15 protein-coding genes and 1 riboswitch are annotated in these 17,632 nt (G+C 63.0%); of the genes, 7 read left to right on the top strand and 8 right to left on the bottom strand.

Annotation, left to right across the window (positions count from 1 at the left end; genetic code table 11):
* Nucleotides 1-18 precede the first annotated feature (18 nt).
* Nucleotides 19-903: an RNA polymerase sigma factor SigJ gene (gene sigJ / locus J2X24_RS16700; RefSeq protein WP_209724163.1), complete on the top strand. Its 885-nt coding sequence runs from the start codon at nucleotides 19-21 to the stop codon at nucleotides 901-903.
* On the opposite strand, the gene metB is transcribed toward sigJ, so the two are convergent.
* A complete protein-coding gene (metB, locus tag J2X24_RS16695) occupies nucleotides 890-2,104 on the bottom strand; it encodes a cystathionine gamma-synthase (RefSeq protein WP_209724162.1) in 1,215 nt (404 codons plus the stop codon). The genes sigJ and metB overlap by 14 nt on opposite strands.
* A 145-nt stretch (nucleotides 2,105-2,249) precedes the next feature.
* Nucleotides 2,250-3,236, bottom strand: a complete 987-nt coding sequence (metX, locus tag J2X24_RS16690; protein WP_209724160.1) for a homoserine O-succinyltransferase MetX — start codon at nucleotides 3,234-3,236, stop codon at nucleotides 2,250-2,252.
* A gap of 99 nt (nucleotides 3,237-3,335) precedes the next feature.
* Nucleotides 3,336-3,457, bottom strand: a riboswitch (SAM riboswitch).
* A 179-nt stretch (nucleotides 3,458-3,636) separates the two neighbouring features.
* Between metX and J2X24_RS16685 the strand changes: the two genes are divergently transcribed.
* Nucleotides 3,637-4,788, top strand: a complete 1,152-nt coding sequence (locus J2X24_RS16685; RefSeq protein ID WP_209724159.1) for an NADH:flavin oxidoreductase/NADH oxidase — start codon at nucleotides 3,637-3,639, stop codon at nucleotides 4,786-4,788.
* A 169-nt stretch (nucleotides 4,789-4,957) separates the two neighbouring features.
* Here the strand turns inward: J2X24_RS16685 and J2X24_RS16680 are convergent, their stop codons facing one another.
* The 5 genes from J2X24_RS16680 to J2X24_RS16660 all read right to left on the bottom strand — a co-directional run bounded on the left by J2X24_RS16680 (nucleotide 4,958) and on the right by J2X24_RS16660 (nucleotide 10,962).
* The gene (locus tag J2X24_RS16680) at nucleotides 4,958-6,286 is read right to left on the bottom strand and encodes a Gfo/Idh/MocA family protein (protein WP_209724157.1); all 1,329 of its coding nucleotides are present in this window, start codon (nucleotides 6,284-6,286) and stop codon (nucleotides 4,958-4,960) included.
* Between the two features lie 137 nt (nucleotides 6,287-6,423).
* Nucleotides 6,424-8,097 carry a methyl-accepting chemotaxis protein gene (locus J2X24_RS16675; RefSeq protein ID WP_209724156.1) on the bottom strand — a complete coding sequence of 558 codons (1,674 nt, stop codon included), beginning with the start codon at nucleotides 8,095-8,097 and terminating at the stop codon, nucleotides 6,424-6,426.
* Nucleotides 8,098-8,200: 103 nt separating this feature from the next.
* Nucleotides 8,201-9,442, bottom strand: coding sequence for an RNA polymerase sigma factor (locus tag J2X24_RS16670; RefSeq protein ID WP_209724155.1), 1,242 nt, complete (start codon nucleotides 9,440-9,442; stop codon nucleotides 8,201-8,203).
* A gap of 150 nt (nucleotides 9,443-9,592) precedes the next feature.
* A complete protein-coding gene (locus J2X24_RS16665) occupies nucleotides 9,593-10,024 on the bottom strand; it encodes a YciI family protein (RefSeq protein ID WP_209724153.1) in 432 nt (143 codons plus the stop codon).
* A gap of 122 nt (nucleotides 10,025-10,146) precedes the next feature.
* Nucleotides 10,147-10,962: a HAMP domain-containing protein gene (locus J2X24_RS16660; protein WP_209724152.1), complete on the bottom strand. Its 816-nt coding sequence runs from the start codon at nucleotides 10,960-10,962 to the stop codon at nucleotides 10,147-10,149.
* A 153-nt stretch (nucleotides 10,963-11,115) separates the two neighbouring features.
* Here J2X24_RS16660 and J2X24_RS16655 point away from each other — a divergent pair, with 153 nt between their 5' ends.
* The 5 genes from J2X24_RS16655 to rpsD all read left to right on the top strand — a co-directional run bounded on the left by J2X24_RS16655 (nucleotide 11,116) and on the right by rpsD (nucleotide 15,909).
* On the top strand, nucleotides 11,116-12,225 hold the full coding sequence (locus tag J2X24_RS16655) for an S-(hydroxymethyl)glutathione dehydrogenase/class III alcohol dehydrogenase (protein WP_209724150.1): 1,110 nt from the start codon (nucleotides 11,116-11,118) through the stop codon (nucleotides 12,223-12,225).
* Between the two features lie 142 nt (nucleotides 12,226-12,367).
* A complete protein-coding gene (gene fghA, locus J2X24_RS16650) occupies nucleotides 12,368-13,234 on the top strand; it encodes an S-formylglutathione hydrolase (RefSeq protein ID WP_209724148.1) in 867 nt (288 codons plus the stop codon).
* The gene (locus J2X24_RS16645; protein WP_209724146.1) at nucleotides 13,231-13,740 is read left to right on the top strand and encodes a homogentisate 1,2-dioxygenase; all 510 of its coding nucleotides are present in this window, start codon (nucleotides 13,231-13,233) and stop codon (nucleotides 13,738-13,740) included. Before fghA ends, J2X24_RS16645 begins: the two co-directional genes overlap by 4 nt.
* Before the next feature lie 98 nt (nucleotides 13,741-13,838).
* Nucleotides 13,839-15,161 (top strand): hemolysin family protein, encoded by a 1,323-nt coding sequence (locus tag J2X24_RS16640; RefSeq protein WP_209724144.1) that lies wholly within the window; start codon nucleotides 13,839-13,841, stop codon nucleotides 15,159-15,161.
* A gap of 130 nt (nucleotides 15,162-15,291) precedes the next feature.
* The gene (rpsD, locus tag J2X24_RS16635; RefSeq protein ID WP_209724142.1) at nucleotides 15,292-15,909 is read left to right on the top strand and encodes a 30S ribosomal protein S4; all 618 of its coding nucleotides are present in this window, start codon (nucleotides 15,292-15,294) and stop codon (nucleotides 15,907-15,909) included.
* A gap of 82 nt (nucleotides 15,910-15,991) precedes the next feature.
* Here rpsD and J2X24_RS16630 read toward each other — a convergent pair whose 3' ends face one another.
* The gene (locus tag J2X24_RS16630) at nucleotides 15,992-17,575 is read right to left on the bottom strand and encodes a hypothetical protein (protein ID WP_209724141.1); all 1,584 of its coding nucleotides are present in this window, start codon (nucleotides 17,573-17,575) and stop codon (nucleotides 15,992-15,994) included.
* Between the last annotated feature and the right edge of the window lie 57 nt (nucleotides 17,576-17,632).

Below are 17,632 nucleotides of genomic sequence, written 5' to 3'. Positions count from 1 at the left end.
AAGCATGCGACAGCTAAAATGAGTTTGCTCAACGACCTCCAGACGCACCGCCGCTATCTGATCGGCGTGGCCTACCGCATGCTCGGCACTCTGTCGGAGGCCGAGGATGTGGTGCAGGAGGCGGCGCTGCGCGTGCGGGAGGTCGAAGATGTCGACACCCCGCGCGCCTATCTGACGCGCGTGGTGACGCGGCTGTGCCTGGATGTGCTGAAGTCGGCGCACCGTAAGCGCATGACCTATGTGGGGCCCTGGTTGCCCGAACCGTTGCACGACATTTCCGACTTTACCGGTGCAAAGGCCGGTGAAGCGGATATGGCGGATGATCTGTCAATCGGTCTCCTCTATGCGTTGGAACGCCTGAGTCCGTTGGAACGCGCCGCCTTCCTGCTCCACGACGTCTTCGGCGCCAGCTTTACCGATATCGCCGCCACGCTCGACCGTTCCGAAGCCGCCTGCCGGCAATTGGCGGCGCGGGGGCGCAAGGCGGTCCGGCAGGAGAGAGAGCCCGCACCGGCGCGATTTTCGATCAGCGAGAGTGACGAGCGCGCCTTCCTGCAGGCGTTTCTCGAAGCGTCGCAGTCAGGCGATACCACGGCGCTCGAAGCCTTGCTGGCGCGCGACGTCAGCCTGCATTCGGACGGCGGCGGCAAGGCTTCGGCGGCCATCAATATCCTTGAGGGCCGCGACCGGGTGGCCAGGTTCCTGGTCGGCATCTGGCTGAAGTTCCGCCAGCATTCGATCGTCAGGACCGAAATCCTGCGCGCCAATGGCGGCCTGGCGGTCCTGACGCATCACAATGACGGCAGTCTCGACCTGCTGACCATCGAGCGTGCGGGCGATCAGGTCAGCGCCGTCTACTTTGTGCGGAATCCGGACAAGCTCAAGGCGTTCACAGGACTTTAAAGGCCCTGTCGAGCGCCTTGATCAGGTCGCTGGCATCTTCCAGGCCGACCGACACGCGCAGCAGGCCGCCGGTAATCCCGGCCGTGGCCTGGGCTTCGGGCGACATGGCGGCATGGGTCATCGAGCCCGGATGGACGATCAGGCTCTCGATCCCGCCCAAGCTCTCGGCCAGGCTGAACAGGTCGATGACGTCGAGTACGGCCTTGACGGCATCAAGCCCGCCCTTGAGCTCAAACGACATCATGGCGCCGGGACCATGCTGCTGCTTCCTGGCCAGGTCGTGCTGGGGGTGGGATTTCAGGCCTGGATAGTGGACGGCCTTGACCGCCGGGTGCTGCTCCAGCCATTCGGCGACCGCCTGCGCGCTTTCCTGCTGCTGGCGGATGCGGACGAACAGGGTGCGCACGCCGCGCAGGGTCATATAGCTGTCGAACGCCGTCTGGGTGCTGCCGACGCAGTTGGCCCACCAGCGCATCGGCAAGACATCCGCCTCATGCGCGCAGACCAGCGCGCCGCCGATAACGTCGGAATGGCCGTTGATGTACTTGGTCGTCGAATGGACGACATAGTCGGCGCCGAAACGGATCGGGTTCTGCAGCGCCGGCGACAGGAAGGTATTGTCGACCGCGACGCGCGCGCCGGCGTCGTGGCCGAGCTTGATAAGTTTTTCCAGGTCGATCAGGCGCATCAGCGGGTTGGACGGCGTCTCCAGCAGGAGGAGGGCGGTCGGCGTTTTCAGCGCCTCGACAAGCGCCGCCTCATCCGTCTGGTCGACATAGGCGCATTCGATCACGCCCTGCTTGTGGCGGGCATTGAGCAGGCGCTGGGTGCCGCCATAGCAGTCGTGCGGAACGACGACGCGCTTCGACTTGACCGCCGAGGGATCGGCGACCGCGGCCGGTGCGATTGGCGCGGAGCGGTCGAGGTCCTGCCAGAGAAGATCGAGCGCCGCTAGGCCGGACGCCGTGATGACCGCGCCGGCGCCGCCTTCCAGGTCGGCAATGACGTCGGCGATGACTTCGCGCGTTGGATTGCCCGAGCGGGCATAGTCATAGGTTCGCTTCTTGCCGAAACCTTCGAACGTATAGTTGGACGACAGGTAGATGGGCGGCATGACGGCGCCGTGCACCGGGTCTGCGTCGATGCCGATATTGATGACGCGGGTCGAAAGCTGCGCGTCTTTGAGATAGTCTTTGGTCATGTGTCCGTGCCGTATTCCCCTCTCCCCGTTTACGGGGAGAGGGTGGCTTGCTTCAGCAAGCCGGGTGAGGGGCATACCGGCTGAGAGAGGCCCCTCATCCGGCCCGTTGGGCCACCTTCTCCCCGTAAACGGGGAGAAGGAGTAGTTAGCTGAGCGACGTCCTGACGATCTCCGATACCAGTGCGATTTCCTTCAGGAACGCGTCATGGCCGTAGAGCGAGGGAAACTCCATAAATACGCTGTCCGCCAGTTGCTCGTCCAAAGCCTTCATGTCGTCATAGGGCACCAGCCGGTCGGTCGGGACGGCGGCGAGATAGACGCGCGCCTTGATCTTCGAAGGATCAACGCGGTGGCGGTCCAGGCTGTCCGACATCGAAATCCAGCGGTTGACGTCGGTGGCGGTATAGGCGTCGCCGCGCGCGCGCAGATACTGGCAGACCACATAGTTGCCGCCGGCGGTCGGCGGCGGCGCGCCGTCGAAGCGCTCGGAAAACTCGGCGTCCGAGCGATAGGTCGTCATGGCCAGCTGGCGCGCCAGCGAGATGCCTTCCTGGGGCTTGCCATTGTCGCGGCCGAACTGCAACAGGCGGCGTTGCAGGCCGCGGAAGGCCGTCGCCATTGGATGCGCGCGGTGCGCCGCCGAGATGATGCACAGGCGCTCGACATCGTCCGGGTACAGTTCAGCAAAGGCCAGGCCGATCATGGCGCCGTAGGACGCGCCGATGAAGGAATAGAGTTTCTGGACGCCCAGCTGGTCGAGCAGCAGCCGGACGAGACGCGCCTGATCGTGGGTGGTGATGGTATAAACCCGGCTGGCCGGCAGTTGCGGGGCGAACTCGATCGACAGGACACGGAAGCGATTGAGGTCAAGCGCCTCACCAGGACCCGCCACGCCTTCCCACCAGCCGGGCGCGGTGTCGGTGGTGTCTTCCTTGGCGAACAGCACACGGCCGGCGGAGATACCGCCGGCGGCCACGACCACGGGCGCATTCGCCGGACCATAGACACGCGCGACTACCGTTTTCTGTTCCAGCCTGTCGCCGCTCTGCAGGCGGAAATCATCAGGAAGCGCGGCAATGATGTCGGTGCCGACGAGGTCAGGCTTGGCAAACTCGAAATTTATGGCGTTCATGGTGTGTCCGGTCGCGAAATACTGTCATCGAGACCAGACGGGAGAGCACGCGCCATGAGGCGCTGTTCTTCGTCTCATCTATCGGGGCATTCTTGCTTTTCCGCAACTTGCGCTGACGCGCAAACGGCTTGGGCAGCCCCGTAGGAGTTGGCACCATACTGAATATGTCAGCGGTTGCCCCAGCGTCGTCGGGCCTGTCCCTCGGCTGGTCTCGATGAGTAACCACAATATGCCCGATATCTTGCCAGGACGTCAAGGGAAGGCCGCAAAGCCGTTCGGGCTTCAGAAGACGCAATGTGTCGCACCGCTTAGTTTCCCCAACCGCTTTCTTATGCAGGGGCCCTAGCGCTTCAAGGTTGCGGTGACCAGATAACGGTAACCGCTGCTGAGAGGATTACAGATGACGGCTTTGTTCAAGCGTACCGGACTGCGTAACCTGGCGCTCGCCAACCGAATCGTCATTTCGCCCATGTGCCAGTATTCGGCGCACAATGGCGAGGCGACCGACTGGCACATGATCCATCTTGGCCATCTGGCCCTGTCCGGCGCCGGGCTGATGATCATCGAAGCCACCGCCGTCGAGCCCGACGGACGCATCACGCCAAGCGATCTGGGCCTGTGGGATGACGCCACCGAAAATGCACTGAAGCCGGCGCTCGCCGCCGTCCGTCGCCATTCGGGGATTGGCGTCGCCATCCAGCTGGCCCACGCCGGGCGCAAGGCGTCCTGTGACGTGCCGTGGGCGGGCGGCCACCAGATCGCGCCTGAGGAGGCCGGCGGCTGGCAAACCTGGAGCGCGTCGAACCTGCCGTACAAGGACGGCGAAAATCCGCCGGTAGCGCTGGATCGGACAGGGCTCAACCGTGTGCGCGACGCCTTCGTCGCGGCGGCGGAGCGCGCCGACCGGCTGGGGATCGACGCCATCGAACTGCACGCCGCGCATGGCTACCTGTTGCATCAGTTCCTGTCGCCGCTGTCGAACACGCGCGATGACAAATACGGCGGATCGCTGGAAAATCGCATGCGTTTCCCGCTGGAAGTGTTCGACGCCATCCGCGCCGTCTTTCCGGTCGAAAAGCCGATCGGGGTGCGCGTCTCGGCGACCGACTGGGTTGAAGGCGGCTGGGATATCGAACAGACGCTTGTTTTCGCCGAGGCGCTGAAGGCGCGCGACGTCGACTGGGTCGATGTCTCGTCGGGCGGATTGTCGCCGCATCAGACGATCAGCTCGGTGCCTGGCTACCAGGTACCGTTCGCTGAAGCCGTCAAAGCCAAGGGGCTGACGACTTTCGCTGTCGGCCTGATCACCAAGCCCCAGCACGCCGAGGATATCATCGCCTCGGGCAAGGCCGATTTCGTCGCCCTGGCGCGCGGCATCCTTTACGATCCGCGCTGGCCGTGGAAGGCGGCGGTGGAACTGGGCGCCGAGATCGACGGCCCGCCGCAATACTGGCGCGCGAAGCCATATGGCGTCGACAAGCTGTTCCGGGCGTCGCGGCCAATGGAGTTGCTCAAGGAAGAGGAACAGCCCCTGGTGGGGGAGGAGAGGTGATTGCCGTTCCCTCTCTTATCCCCATGTAATGGAGGGGATCGCCAGCGGCGCGAAGCAACGGCACAGCGGTGAAGGGGATGGCCGTCGGCCGTTCCCTCCATTATCTTCGCTTACGCTCGGTGCCACCTCTCCACGCACGCGTAGGGAGGAGGGGGATATGACGTCCTTACTATGCGACTGGCGGCAGCTTCCACGGAGCGCGATAGGTCGGGGTAATCAGCGCATTGGCCGCGGCATTGTCGCCGAAGCGGCCGGACGCCTTGTCCCAGAAGATCTTGTCCTTGGTGCGATAAGCAATATTGCCCATCTGGCAGACAATGGCGGTATTGGCTGCGTCTTCGATGGTGCAGTTCGGCGTCAGCGACCGGTCCTTGATACAGGCGATCAGGTTGGCGGCGTGCTTTTCCAGTCCGTTGTCGGACGGCTTGATGGGCGCGACGGCTTCAATCTTCAGGGCACCTGTCTTGTCCGCCTTTTCCGGCAGGACCATCCACTGGCCGCGATCGACGACCAGGGTGCCATTCTCGCCGATGAAGGAGACGCCGTGTTCCCGGCCGTAATAGCCGTTGCCGATGGCCTGGCTGTGTTCCCACTGAAGCGAGAAGTCACCGTAATCATAGAGCGCCGACAGGGTGTCTGGCGTCTCGGCGGCGGAGGTGGGATAGGCGTACTTGCCGCCCAGCGCCATGACCGATTTCGGCGCGCCCGCCTTCATGCCCAGCACGGCCATGTCCATCAGATGCACGCCCCAGTCGGTCATCAGGCCGCCGGCATAGTCCCAGTACCAGCGGAAATTATAGTGGAAGCGGTTGGCATTGAACGGGCGCTCCGCCGCCGGCCCCAGCCACATGTTGTAGTCGACGCCCGCCGGCACCGGACCGTCCGGTTGCGGCGTGACGATCGGCGCCCACGGCAGGTACGCCCAGACCTTGACCATGCGCACGCGGCCCAGCTTGCCTGAGTGGACATAGGCGATGGCGTCGGCCCAGTGCTGGTTTGAGCGCTGCCACTGGCCGACCTGGACGACCGACTTGTGGCGCTGCTTGGCGGCGACCATGGCGTTGCATTCGGCGATCGAGTTGCCCAGCGGCTTTTCGACATACATGGCCTTGCCGGCCGAACAGGCGTCGACCGTCATCAGGCAGTGCCAGTGATCGGGCGTAGCGATGATGACGGCGTCGATGTCCTTGTCGTCGAGAACGCGGCGATAGTCGCGCGCGATCTTCGGCGCCTTGCCGGTCATGCCCTGAAGCTCGGTGCCGCGCTCGGCCAGCACCTTGTCGTCGATGTCGCACAGGGTGGTGACGTTGACGCCAGGCACCTTCATGTGGGCCTTCATATTGGCCCAGCCCATGCCCTTGGGGCCGATCAGCGCGATATTGACCTGGTCGCTTGGCGCGGACTTTTTGGCCTTGGTCGCCGCGTGCGCGGAGACGGCGGCGAGGGTGGATGCGCCCGTAGCGGCGCCGATAAAGCTGCGGCGGTTGTAACCTGGCATGTTTGCCCCCTGTAAGGCATGTGTTTTTTGTAATCGATACCAAGCCGGGCCGTTTGTAAAGCGGAATTGCCGCGGTCAACGCGCAAAGAAAAAGCCCCGCCGGAGCAGGGCTTCTTTTACCATTGTGATCGCTGGTTTTACGCCGATCGCAGACGGCCAACAAAGTCAAAGACTTCGGCCTGAAGGTCCTCTGAGCGGCGTTCCAGGTCGTTGGACAGGCTGAGCAGCGACTGGGCGGCCGAACCCGTGGCGGATGCCGCGTGGCTGAGACCCGAGATGTGGCCGGTCACTTCCAGCGTGCCCGTGGCGGCCAGGTTGGTGTTGTTGGCGATTTCGTTGGTCGCCAGGCCCTGCTGTTCGACCGAGGCGGCGATGCCGGCGGTTAGCTGGCCGATGTTTTCGATCGTCTTCACGATGGTGTCGATCGAACCGACCGTGGCCGAGGTCGCCGACTGGATTTCCGAGATCTTGGAGCGGATATCGTCCGTGGCGCGGGCGGTCTGCTGGGCCAGTTGCTTCACTTCCGAAGCGACGACCGCGAAGCCCTTGCCGGCGTCGCCGGCGCGCGCCGATTCGATGGTGGCGTTGAGCGCCAGCAGGTTGGTCTGGGCGGCGATCGCCTGGATCAGGTTGATGACGTCGCCGATCTGGTTGGCGGCGGTGTTCAGCGTCTGGATAGCGGCTTCGGTCTTCTGGGCCTCGATGACGGCCAGTTGGGTGATTTCCGAAGTGCGTGACACCTGGTTGTTGATCTCACCGACACTGGCCGACAGTTCCTCGGTGGCGGCCGCCACGTTCGAGACATTGTTGGCGGCGTCGACGGCGGCGTGGTTGACCGACTCGGTGCGGGCCGAAGCGTCGTCGGCGCTCTGCGACAGGGTGCGGGCCTGATCGGCGACGGTGCGCGACGAGTTGGCGAAACGGCTGGCGAGTTCGCCCATGCTCTGTTCGAACTCGCCGGCGATGCGCAGGCGTTCTTCGCGCATATTGATGGCGATGCGCTCTTCTTCCTCGCGCTGGTGCGCCTTAAGGGTTTCGGCTTCCAGGGCATGGTCGCGCAGGGTGCGGATCGAGCGCCATAGCGACGAAATCTCGTCCCGGCCGCGTGCCTCCGGGATTTCGGTGTCGTAGGCGCCTTCGGCGATGCGCGTGACGTTTTCGGTGACATGCTGCAGCGGACGCGAAATCTGCTTGAAGGCGACCCACAGCGAGGCGCCCAGCACGGCCAGGATGCCGGTGACGGCGATCAGCAGGAATTGCCAGATGCGCTTTTCCTTGTAGGCGGCCAGTTTGGCTTCCGTCGCTTCCAGGTTGGTGTGGATGTGCGCCACCATGGCGTCGATCTTTTCCTGGAACGCCTTGCGGTTCGAGCGATTGGCCTCGTTATTGCCCTGGATATTGGCGGCTTCGGGCGAGACGTCGCGGCCCAGGCGCGCCAGTTCGCGGCGGAACCCGACGAATTCGTCGGCCTTGGCCTTCACGCCGTCGAATTCGGGGAGCTGTCCCGGCCTGAGCGTGGGTTGCCACTCGCCCAGCAGCGTCTGGATCTTGTCGAGGTTCTTGTCGACGCCGTCGGCGTACTTCTTGGCTTCTTGCGTGTCCTTGGACATGTAGACGCCGCGCGATTCCATGACGGCCGCGGTCACCAGACGGTTGAGATGTTCGCCGCGATAGGCGTTTTGATGCGCCTCGCTGACCTCGCGCAGGACGCGGTTGTAATCCTGGATGGTCAGCAGGCCCAGTCCGGTGACGGCGCCGGCCATCAGCGCGAAGCATCCAACCAGTAAGAGGATGCGCGACTTTATCGTCATTTGGGTACTCCCATACTATAAGCGGCTGTTATTACAGCGAGATTTTGCTGTTATATGCCGTCCGTGGTTAATGGAAGATGAGGAATTCCCTTCAGGCGTGTAATCATTGACCGCAGGCGGCGGCGCGCGCCAGAAGTGCCGTCTTTTCAGGCGCGTTGCGCGTCATGCCGGCGGCCGTCTCAAAGGCCGCCCGCGCCTCGGCGTGACGTTCGGCACGGTAGAGAAGCTCGCCGCGGGCGGCCCACAGCGGATGATAGTCCCTAAGCGCCGCCTCGGTTTGCAGCGGCGCCAGGAGCTGGAGGCCGCTTGACGGTCCATAGGCCATGCCGACGGCGACCGCATGGTTCAATCTTACCACGGGAGATTGAGTGAGTTCAAAAAGCAGACTGTAGAGGGCGGAAATCTGCGGCCAGTCAGTGGCGTCAGGCGTGACGGCGCGGGCGTGGCAGGCCGCGATCGCCGCCTGGAGATAATAGACGCCGGGCGGGCCGCCGAGGTTGCGCGAGGTTTCCAGGGACTTGAGGCCGCGGGCGATCTGCAGCCGGTCCCAATGATTGCGGTTCTGTTCGGGCAGGGGGATTGGTGTGCCGGTGGCGTCGGTCCGGGCGCGGGCGCGCGATGACTGGAGTTCCATCAGGGCCAGCAGAGCGTGGATTTCGGCCTCTTCCTTGGCCATGTGAACCAGCATCCGCGCCAGCCGCAGCGCCTCCTCGCACAGTGACAGGCGCAGGTAGGATGAGCCGCTCGAGGCCGAATAGCCTTCGTTGTAGATGAGGTAGATGACCTGGAGCACGGCGCCCAGGCGCGCGTCGAAATCCTCGGGCGCGATATCGTTGAAGCCGATGCCGGCGTCGGCCAGCTTCTTCTTGGCGCGGACGATACGCTGCTGGACGGTCGGTTCCGGCACCAACTGGGCGCGGGCGATTTCCTCAGTCGTCAAGCCGCAGACGATGCGAAGGGTAAGGGCGATCTGGGCCTCATGCGGCAACAGGGGATGGCAGGCGGTGAAGATCAGCCGCAGCACATCGTCCTGAATGCCTTCCGCGATTTCGGCGGGCATGGCGCTATCTTCCAGTTCGTGGCCCAGTTCATCGAGCTTGCGGCGCAGGTTGGCGTCGCGTCGCAGGCGGTCGATCGCCTTGTTCCTGGCTGTCATGGCCAGCCAGGCGCCGGGATTGGGCGGAATACCCTTCGCCGGCCATTGTTCGAGCGCGGCGATCAGGGCGTCCTGCGCCAGGTCCTCGGCCAGGCCGACGTCCCGGACCCGGCGGGCAAGGCCGCCGATGATGCGGGCGGCTTCCATCTTCCAGATGGCGTCGATGGTCCGGGCAATCGCTGTGGTCATGCCCGGACCATATTCGGATTTTCAGAGAAGCCAAGCGGCTATGCCGTGTTGGATAGAAGGATAATTATGACCTCCAAGCAGCGTGCTGCTTGGCAAGGCCGACCGGCCGCCCGAGCGGATGCGAGGAGCCATGCGGCGCTTGAGCTACACTTAGGCGTTCTTGGCTTCGATTTGCTCGCGGAGCTTGACCTCCTGCTCCAGCCAGCCGCCTTCCTTGTCCCATTCCTTGTAGTCTTCCATGCCGTACATAGGACGGATGTCGATGTCGCTGGCGGTGAACATCGGGTTGGGGCAGCGCTTCACCCACTCGACGGCTTCTTCCATGTTGCGGACTTCCCAGATCCAGAAGCCGGCGACCAGTTCCTTGGTTTCGGTGAAGGGGCCGTCGATGACGGTGCGGTTCGGACCGTCGAAGTGGACGCGCTTGGCGAACGAGCTCGGCTTCAGGCCTTCGCCGCCCAGCATGATGCCGGCCTTGACCAGCTCTTCGTTGTAATTGCCCATGGCGGTGAGCAGTTCGGCGGTCGGCGGAACGGCGGCCTCGGAATCGGCGGTGGCCTTGACGAAAACGATGACTTTCATGTGCGCATCTCCTTTGAGGTTGGCTGCCGGACTGACGATCAGCACCGGCTATGTAACCTCATCGAACGAAGGATGCGAGAATCGACCGGCGACGCGAATTTTTTTCGGCGCGACGATTTTTTTTAATCCAGATGCAGTTCCAGCTTCTGATCGTTGATCTTCTTGGCCTCGATGGCGTGGGCCTTAAGGATACCCAGGGCGTTCCACAGGCGCGAGATTTCGTCCTGGCCCTTGGCGGCGGGAATGGCTGTGTCGTAGGCGCCTTCGGACAGGCGCATGATCGACTGGGTCACGCGGTTGAGCGGATTGGCGATCGAACGAATGGCGACCCACAGAGAAGCGAACAGGACCAGGACGATCGCAGATCCCGCTACGATGACGAAGTCGCGGCTGCGCTGGGCCTGATAGGCGTCCAGCCGGGCCTCGCGGGCGGTGAGCGTTGCCTTGATGCCGGTGACCATGGCGTCGAGCCGGGCCTGGAAGGCTTCGCGCCAGGCCAGCGCGCCGTCGGTCGCGCCCTGCCGTTCGGCTTCGCGTGGGGACTGAGTGCGGGCGACCTCGGCGACCTTGCCGCTGAAGCCGATAACGACGCGGGCATCCTTTTCTATCGACGCGAATTGCGGGACCTCGCCGGGCCTGAGTTCGGCCTTCCAGGTCGTCAGCAGGACATCGACCTCCCGCATGCGCGCGTTCATCGCCGCGATGCGCGTTTCCAGCTGTTCCGGAGTCTTGGCGATATAGACGTTGCGGACCTCGATCACGCCGCGCGACAGGAGCAGGTTCAACTGCTCGGCGCGGAAGGCGTTGTTTGATGCGCGCTTGTAGTCGGCGATTACCCGGTCATAATCCGCCATGGTCATGAGGCTGAGGCCGGTTATGGCCGTGGCCATGAGGGCGAAGGCGACGACAAGCGACAGAATCTTGGCTTTGATGGTCATGCGACTGCTACCAATAAGCGGAACCGGGTTATCCATCCTACAAGCGTTTGATTAATAAGCCGTCTGCGGTATTGGGTGGCCGTATCGGCGCTATTTTATTGACGTCCGGAGCGCAGGTCCTTAAGCCAGAAACCTCTTGAAAAGGGAAATGCCATGAAGACCCGCGCCGCCGTCGCTTTCGAAGCCAAGAAACCTCTGGAAATCGTCGAGGTCGACCTGGAAGGGCCCCGCGCCGGCGAAGTCCTGGTCGAGATCAAGGCCACCGGCATCTGCCACACCGACGCCTATACGCTCGACGGGTTCGACAGCGAGGGCCTGTTCCCGTCGATTCTCGGCCACGAAGGCGCGGGCGTCGTCGTCGAGGTCGGGGCGGGTGTAACTTCGCTGAAGCCCGGCGACCACGTCATCCCGCTTTATACGCCCGAGTGCCGCCAGTGTAAGTCGTGCCTGTCGCGCAAGACCAATCTGTGCACCGCCATCCGCGCGACGCAGGGCAAGGGGCTGATGCCTGACAATACCTCGCGCTTTTCCTACAAGGGACAGGCCATTCACCACTATATGGGCTGCTCGACCTTCGCCAATCACACCGTCCTGCCGGAAATCGCCCTGGCGAAAATCCGCGACGACGCGCCGTTCGACAAGGCCTGCTATATCGGCTGTGGGGTTACCACCGGCGTGGGCGCCGTGGTCAATACAGCTGGGGTTGAACCCGGCGCCAATGCCGTCGTGTTCGGCCTTGGCGGCATCGGGTTGAACGTCATTCAGGGCCTGAAGATGGTCGGCGCGGATCGCATCGTCGGCGTCGATATCAATGACGGGAAGGCCGAGTGGGGCACGCGCTTCGGCATGACCCATTTTGTCAACCCGACCAAGGTCTCGGGCGATCTGGTGGCGCACCTGGTCGAACTTACGGGGGGCGGCGCGGACTATACGTTCGACTGCACCGGTAATGTCGATGTCATGCGCACGGCTTTGGAGGCCTGCCATCGTGGCTGGGGCGAGAGCATCGTCATCGGTGTCGCACCGGCTGGCACCGAGATCAAGACCCGTCCCTTCCAGCTGGTCACCGGCCGCGTCTGGAAGGGCTCGGCCTTTGGCGGGGCGAGAGGCCGCACCGACGTACCAAAGATCGTCGACTGGTACATGGACGGCAAGATCGAGATCGATCCGATGATCACCCATACCTTCGCGCTGGAAGACATCAACAAGGCGTTCGACCTGATGCACGCGGGCGAAAGCATTCGCTCCGTGGTGGTGTTCTAAGTAAGAGGCCCCGCCCACTGGCAATGATCATCAAGCTCCGCATGTGTTGGTTTACTGAAAACTTGCCGGAAGTCCGGAACTTTCCGCTGACATTCCTGCGCCTTGCAGTGTAAGCGTATCCGCATTTCCAAGGAGGGCCGTCATGTCCGAGATCGAGATCACCGAACAGCACCGCACCCACGGCGGCACCCTCTATTTCGTCAGCCACAAAAGCGCGGCGGTGACCGGCCAGATGGCCTTTACTATCTTCGTGCCCGACGCCAAGGGCAAGCTGCCGACACTCTACTGGCTGTCGGGCCTGACCTGCACGGCCAACAACTTCACGGAAAAGTCGGGCGCCTACCGCAAGGCCGCTGAGCTTGGCCTGATCGTCGTTGCTCCCGACACGTCCCCGCGCGGCTCGACCCTGCCCAATGACCCGGCCGGAGACCTGGGCCAGGGCGCGGGCTTCTATGTCGACGCCACGCAAGGCCCATGGAAGAACAACTTCCAGATGGAAACCTATGTAACCCGCGACCTGATCGAGACGGTCGAGGCCAACTTTCCGGCCGATCCGTTGCGCCGGGGTATTTCCGGCCATTCGATGGGCGGCCATGGCGCGCTGACCATCGCCATGAACCACGCCCACCTGTTCCACTCGGTGTCGGCCTTTGCGCCGATTGGTTCAGCCATGCGCGCCCCTTGGGGCGAAAAGGCACTGACCGCCTATATGGGCAGCGACCATGTGGCCTGGGAACGTTATGACGCCGCTCTGCTGATCGCGGAAGGGAAGGGGAAGGCCTTTGACACCATCCTGATCGACCAGGGGCAGGCCGATCCGTTCATCGATAACCAACTGATGCCGCAACTGCTCGAACAGGCCGCCGCGGCATCGGGGCAGAACTTGACGCTGCGCTACCAGCCTGGCTACGACCATTCCTACTACTTCATCCAAAGCTTTATCGATGACCACCTGGCCTTTCACGCCGAACGGCTGAAAGCGGTGGCGGCGGAGGAAATGACCGCATGAAATGGCTGATCGCCATTGCCCTCCTGGCCCTGACGCCGTACGCGGCCCTTGCCGACGCGGCCGCCAAGCCCGTCTGTTCGACGGCGCTGAATTCGGCACTGCCGGCCGCCTGGAGCGACTGGGCGACGCCGGAAACCGTGCCGGCCGCGGCAACACCGGCCACGCAACCGGAAATCCTTCTGGGCCGCGCCTACAATGCGCCGCTCAAAGCCACCGCGTCGGTCAGCTATGCCGTCCAGCCCAGGAAGATCACCGACGGCACCTTTGGCGGCCTGTTCATGCTGACCGTTGAGAAGGCCGGCATCTACACCATCGGGCTCGATCAGGCCGGGTGGATCGATGTTGTCCGCGACGGCAAGGTGATCAAGTCGTCTGGCCATGGCCACGGCCCCGACTGTTCGACGGTCCGCAAGATGGTCGACTTCAAGCTCGATCCTGGCCACTACACGGTACAGATATCCAATGCACCGAAGGATACGGCCGTTATCGCGGCGGTAGCAAAGTAACGTGAACCCCCTGTTTCACGCAGTTGTGACAAGGGATCGCGTCCGATTCCGTTAACCTGTGCCTTTCTGATGCTTCGGCGTCGCCTTGGACACCTTTAATGCTCTTCTTCGCCTGCGCTGTTGTGCTCGCGCTTATCGTCCTCAACGGCATCTTCGCCATGTCGGAACTCGCGGTCGTCTCTTCCCGCCGCGCCAAACTCCAGACCCGCGCCGACAAGGGCGACCGGGGCGCCGAAAAGGCGCTGCAACTGGCCGAGGAACCGACGCGCTTCCTGTCGGCCGTCCAGGTGGGCATTACCCTCATCGGCATCCTGGCCGGCGCCTATGGCCAGGCGACGATCGCCGGCGAGCTGGAAAAAATCATCCTGGCCTTTGCCCCGATCGGTGAGGACACGGCCGAAGCCATTTCGACCGGTGTGGTGGTTGTCCTTTTGACCTATCTGTCGCTGATCGTCGGTGAACTGGTTCCCAAACGCCTGGCCATGCTGTTCCCGGAAACGATCGCCGGCGCCGTGTCGCGGCCGCTGTCCTTCATGGCTCTGCTGCTGACGCCCTTCGTCACGCTATTGACCGGTTCGACCAGCCTGGTGCTCAAGATCCTGGGCATTCGCGACAAGAAGGGCGACGCCATCACCAAGGAAGAGGTCGAAAGCGCCCTGGCCGAAGGCACCAGCGCCGGTGTCTTCGAGCCGGCCGAACAGGCGATGATGACAGAGGTGCTGCGGCTGACCGACCGCCAGGTGCGCACCGCCATGACGCCGCGCCCCGATGTCTACTGGGTGTCGCTCGACGATGCCGACGGCTCGGTGCGCGACGAGATCCGCAACTGTCCGTATTCGCGCCTCGTGGTGGTGCGCGGCAACGACCTGGAAACGCCGGTCGGTATCCTGCACAAGCGCGACGTCGCCGACGTCATCCTGGCGGGCCAGGACCTGGACCTTGAGGCCCTGACCCAGGAGCCGATCTTCATCCCGGAGACGACCTCGCTCCTGCAGGCGCTGGAGACCTTCAAGTCGTCGAAGATTCATATGGCTTTTGTGGTCAACGAGTTCGGCGGCATCGAGGGCGTGCTGACCCCGACCGACCTGCTGGAAATGATCGCCGGCGATTTCAACGAAGAGCACGATGACGACGATCCCATGATCGTCCAGCGCGACGACGGCTCCTTCCTGATCGACGGCCGCACCGACCTGTTCGAGCTGGGCGAGACGATCGGCGACCATTTCGAGACCGCCAATGGCTATCATACGGTGGCGGGCCTTGTGCTGCATCGCCTGGGCCGTATCCCCAAGGCAGGGGAGAAGGTGCGCCTGGGTCATTTCGACGTCGAAATCGTCGATATGGATGAACGGCGCATCGACAAGCTTCTGTTCACGCGGCGCGTTGAAAAACCTAAGGAAGCCGTGTTCGACAACGGTTGACTCATGGCGAGCTTTCCGCCATAAGCCGCGCTTCCTCACACCCTGAGGAGTATTACGGGCCATTCCGCGCTGCCGTTGCGATCGCAATCCTTTACGGGTTGCCAGCTGGAATAAATTTATAAGGTACGATATGTCCAAGCGCCACAGCGCCAAGTACAAGCTCGACCGCGCCATGGGTGAAAACCTGTGGGGCCGTCCCAAGTCCCCCGTCAACAAGCGCTCGTATGGCCCCGGCCAGCACGGCCAGCGCCGCAAGTCCAAGGTTTCGGACTTCGGTCTGCAGCTGAAGGCCAAGCAGAAGCTGAAGGGCTACTACGGCAACATTACCGAAAAGCAGTTCCTGCGCACCTACGAAGAGGCTGACCGCCGCAAGGGCAACACCTCGGAAAACCTGGTCGCCCTGCTGGAATCGCGCCTCGACGCCGTCGTCTACCGCGCCAAGTTCGTGCCGACCGTCTGGGCGGCCCGTCAGTTCGTCAACCACGGCCACGTCCTGGTGAACGGCAAGCGCGTCAACATCCCTTCGTACCGCGTCAAGGCTGACGACGTCATCGAAGTCCGTGAACGTTCGCGCAACATGGCCCTGGTCCTCGAAGCCCTGCAGTCGCCGGAACGCGATGTGCCGGACTACATCGAGCTGGACGCCAAGGGCATGAAGGCGCGCTTCGTCCGCGCGCCGGAGCTGGCCGAAGTGCCGTATCCGGTGAAGATGGAACCGAACCTGATCGTCGAATACTATTCGTCGTAATGTTCTGACGGGCATTTTCGCCGCGTCATGACGATACGAGCTATAGATGTGGAAACCCCGGAAGCCAGGCTTCCGGGGTTCTTTATAACTCGTCGCTATCGAGGCCTTTGCCTTCCGGCCCTTTTTGCATCAGCGCCTCCAACTCGTCCTTGGATTTGCCGGCATTGATGGCCGCAATGATCGACGCGACCCATTCTGAAAACGCCCCGCCGTGCGGATTGTTCGCCAGCGGCGAAAGCGTCGCGGCGGCTTCCGGGAGCTGGTCCTTGATGATCATCAGGCGCGCGGCGTGTATGGCGTATTCGCGCACGGACGGCGCCAGCCGGTGCGCTTCCTGGGCCGCGTTCACCGTATTGTCGTCTGGATAGTTTGGGCCCTGATTGGCGGCGCGTGAGAAATAGTACAGGTTGACGGCGTTCAGCGGATCCAGCTGATAGGCGCGGCCGAATGCGGCTCTGGCCTTGCGCATTTGGGTTTCCGGGGCCTCGCCCGATGCCGGCTTGCCGGCTTTAGCCATCAGGAACCATACCTGGCCTAACCGAAAGAAGCCTTCGGGATCTTCCGGATGCGCCTTGGTTCGGTCCTGATAGTAGGCTAGCGCCTGAGACGCATCACCGAACAGCACTTCCGCGCGCGCCGCGACCGCACCGGCATAGTCATCGCCGGGATACTTGGCCGCTTCGGCCTTGATCTTCTGCAACACCGGTTGCCGAACCTCCTTGTGGAGGCAGGAACGAACGCCGCTGTCCCACAGCAGCAGCTTGTCGGCGCTGGCTGGCATGGGCGTGAGGGTGACCTTAGGCGTAGGCATGTCCTTGAGGCGGTAGACCGTCGCCTGGATCTTGTCCAGATAGGCGTTGAGCGTCCCGGACAGCTTCTTGACCGGGATGCCGAATGCCGTTTCAAACGCCTTGACCGGATCGTCACCGCGGTTGCGGGCTTCCAGATAGCCGCTGAGCGCTTCCGATCGGGTCGCATCCGACAGTATCCAATGGGTCAGCAGCCACGACTGGGCATAGAGGTCGTAGCCGGCCCCCAAGCGACGCGTCGACGGTGCGTCGCGCAGGATATCCTCGTAGGATATACCTCCGGGCGCCGTCAGGCTGCGCACCCGCTCCGACCAGGCCATGCCGACGACGGCCTGGTCGTCCTGGACGCGCGTAGTACCGTAATATTCGGCGAAGCCTTCGACGAACCAGCGCGGATAGGCCACGCGCGAGTTCTGGAACATGAACAGGTGGGCATATTCGTGGAAGATGATGGTCTGGCTGTCGTTCTCTACCTGGTCTTCGATCTTGGCGGCTTCGCTGATTCTGTCGTCGTCGTACTCGAAATAGCCGGCCATGCCGTTCGAACAGATGCGAACGAAGCCCCCTACTCCGGAGGGCACCTTTGGCCACACCTGCTTGAAGCCATTGCGATCGTTCAGGAAGTACAGGTTCAGCTTGGCTTCGGGCTCGGCGTTCTGGCCCGACCGGCGGTAAAAGGCGCCGATCACGTAGCGATATTTTTCGAGGTTGCGGACATAGGCTTCCGTCGCCTTGGCATTGACGGAGCTATAGACGATGAAGTGGTCGCTTTCCGCTTTTACCCATTTGGGCCCGGCCCATGCGTTCGAGGCCACGCCCAGACAGAACGTGGCCGTAAGCAGAGTTTTCGATAGCATGATGTTGCCCCCTCCATCGCCTGTGGCAGTTTAACTGCCGCTATTGGTTGAGGCAAG

Source organism: Asticcacaulis solisilvae, from assembly GCF_017875235.1.
In the GTDB taxonomy this organism is placed as follows: domain Bacteria; phylum Pseudomonadota; class Alphaproteobacteria; order Caulobacterales; family Caulobacteraceae; genus Asticcacaulis; species Asticcacaulis solisilvae_A.
Note: the sequence above shows the minus strand (reverse complement) of the source record. Positions and strands in the feature narration are given on the sequence as shown.

Bases quoted from the DNA above. Each gene is read 5' to 3' on its own strand.
- sigJ (WP_209724163.1), top strand. From the start codon at position 19: ATGAGTTTGCTCAACGACCTCCAGACGCACCGCCGCTATCTGATCGGC.
- metB (WP_209724162.1), bottom strand. From the start codon at position 2,104: ATGACCAAAGACTATCTCAAAGACGCGCAGCTTTCGACCCGCGTCATC.
- metX (WP_209724160.1), bottom strand. From the start codon at position 3,236: ATGAACGCCATAAATTTCGAGTTTGCCAAGCCTGACCTCGTCGGCACC.
- J2X24_RS16685 (WP_209724159.1), top strand. From the start codon at position 3,637: ATGACGGCTTTGTTCAAGCGTACCGGACTGCGTAACCTGGCGCTCGCC.
- J2X24_RS16680 (WP_209724157.1), bottom strand. From the start codon at position 6,286: ATGCCAGGTTACAACCGCCGCAGCTTTATCGGCGCCGCTACGGGCGCA.
- J2X24_RS16675 (WP_209724156.1), bottom strand. From the start codon at position 8,097: ATGACGATAAAGTCGCGCATCCTCTTACTGGTTGGATGCTTCGCGCTG.
- J2X24_RS16670 (WP_209724155.1), bottom strand. From the start codon at position 9,442: ATGACCACAGCGATTGCCCGGACCATCGACGCCATCTGGAAGATGGAA.
- J2X24_RS16665 (WP_209724153.1), bottom strand. From the start codon at position 10,024: ATGAAAGTCATCGTTTTCGTCAAGGCCACCGCCGATTCCGAGGCCGCC.
- J2X24_RS16660 (WP_209724152.1), bottom strand. From the start codon at position 10,962: ATGACCATCAAAGCCAAGATTCTGTCGCTTGTCGTCGCCTTCGCCCTC.
- J2X24_RS16655 (WP_209724150.1), top strand. From the start codon at position 11,116: ATGAAGACCCGCGCCGCCGTCGCTTTCGAAGCCAAGAAACCTCTGGAA.
- fghA (WP_209724148.1), top strand. From the start codon at position 12,368: ATGTCCGAGATCGAGATCACCGAACAGCACCGCACCCACGGCGGCACC.
- J2X24_RS16645 (WP_209724146.1), top strand. From the start codon at position 13,231: ATGAAATGGCTGATCGCCATTGCCCTCCTGGCCCTGACGCCGTACGCG.
- J2X24_RS16640 (WP_209724144.1), top strand. From the start codon at position 13,839: ATGCTCTTCTTCGCCTGCGCTGTTGTGCTCGCGCTTATCGTCCTCAAC.
- rpsD (WP_209724142.1), top strand. From the start codon at position 15,292: ATGTCCAAGCGCCACAGCGCCAAGTACAAGCTCGACCGCGCCATGGGT.
- J2X24_RS16630 (WP_209724141.1), bottom strand. From the start codon at position 17,575: ATGCTATCGAAAACTCTGCTTACGGCCACGTTCTGTCTGGGCGTGGCC.